Origin of the sequence: Vibrio sp. 10N.222.52.B7 (assembly GCF_041474275.1) — a bacterium.
Taxonomy (GTDB): domain Bacteria; phylum Pseudomonadota; class Gammaproteobacteria; order Enterobacterales; family Vibrionaceae; genus Vibrio; species Vibrio crassostreae_C.
In genome coordinates this window covers 1-1,282 of the sequence record NZ_JBFRTU010000207.1, presented here as the reverse complement: position 1 = coordinate 1,282, position 1,282 = coordinate 1, and the positions used below count along the sequence as shown (strand labels likewise).

Sequence of the window (1,282 nt, the reverse complement as noted above, 5' to 3'; positions counted from 1 at the left end):
CTTTCTTTTGCTTGGGTGCTTGTCACCTTTGGCGGCACATCGGCTGCCGGTTGTTCCATTACTAAACTCATAATTCGACTCTCCTAGTCATAACACGTGGACTGATTTTGGTTTCGTGTCTAGCTCTTGGGAGTGTTGTTAGGAGTCAAAAGAGGTCGTGTTTTACGGAAGGCATTTTTTACGCTGATTTTTCCATCTTTCAGGGTAAACACATCAACCATACGAGCTTCGATGACGGTGCCATCTGGGTTAGTCGCAGAGAACGTTGATTCGCTTACCGCGCGGTCTCCACACACAAAGTGGACAGGATCGCTCCAGGCTGCATCTGGAAAGTTCTGCCAAACCAATTCAAAGCTATTGCGAACGGCTTCGTACCCTTCGATAGTGTTTCCAAGTTCGCCTTCTCCTGCCACGGTGTGGAAGACACAGTCTTCGGTCATAAACGACATTAGCGCTTCAATATCATGGTTATTCCATGCATCACTAAAAGACTGTAAAAAGGCGGTGTCGACTTGGTTTTCCAGCACGAATGTCGATGCATTGGTTTGCATATTCATATTCCAGAATCCTTTATGTTTTCGTTATTGGTTTAAATTTCAGTAGCTTTGCGCCACTTTTTTATTAGAGTGTTTAAACTAGATCTGTAAAAATTTAACAACTTGATAACAAGATTCATCACTCTAACTTCGAGTTACTTTATAAACAATCTTTAAGCTCACAGATTTCATCTTTTTATAAATTAATTGGTGTTCTAATTTTATTTATCTCGTAATCACTAGATCTATATGAGCTCTAAATAAAATCAGTAGAAATATTAGACTTTAGTCGAAATCAAAATCTTGATGGTACTTTCGGCCATACTGCTCAAGCTGGCGATCATGAGTATTCACTTGTAATTCAATATTACCCTCACCTTTATTTATGACTTGGTTGTTATCTGCATGTGCTTCGTTTTTTAAATCCGTTAGTTTCTCTTCGACATACTCTGTCGGTTCATTTAAAACATTCATGGATATTAACTCCTTTATCAGGTTTACTTTCACTGATGGAAGAATATGAACGGACACTAGACCGTTTGAATACTCTTTCTCATCATACAAAGGCTGAATGGCATCATTGCCACCTTCCTTAAATGGGTGAATGGAATACCACTTCTCCTTGCGTGGCTCTTGCTGATCGCAGTCCGCCACATTAAATATCTGAGTTTTGTTGAGATCACACGGCGAGCTAAAAACACTAACATTTTGATAATCAATAGCTTTTATAATATTGATACAGTCTT

1 protein-coding gene and 1 pseudogene are annotated in these 1,282 nt (G+C 39.2%); both read right to left on the bottom strand.

Translation table 11 applies throughout. The features are described 5' to 3' along the window. Positions 1 to 119 precede the first annotated feature (119 nt). Entirely contained in the window at positions 120 to 557 is a 438-nt protein-coding gene (locus tag AB4512_RS22425; protein ID WP_372175744.1) for a nuclear transport factor 2 family protein, read from the bottom strand. A 264-nt stretch (positions 558 to 821) separates the two neighbouring features. Next, positions 822 to 1,282 (bottom strand): annotated as a pseudogene (locus AB4512_RS22420) (hypothetical protein); the annotation flags it as partial.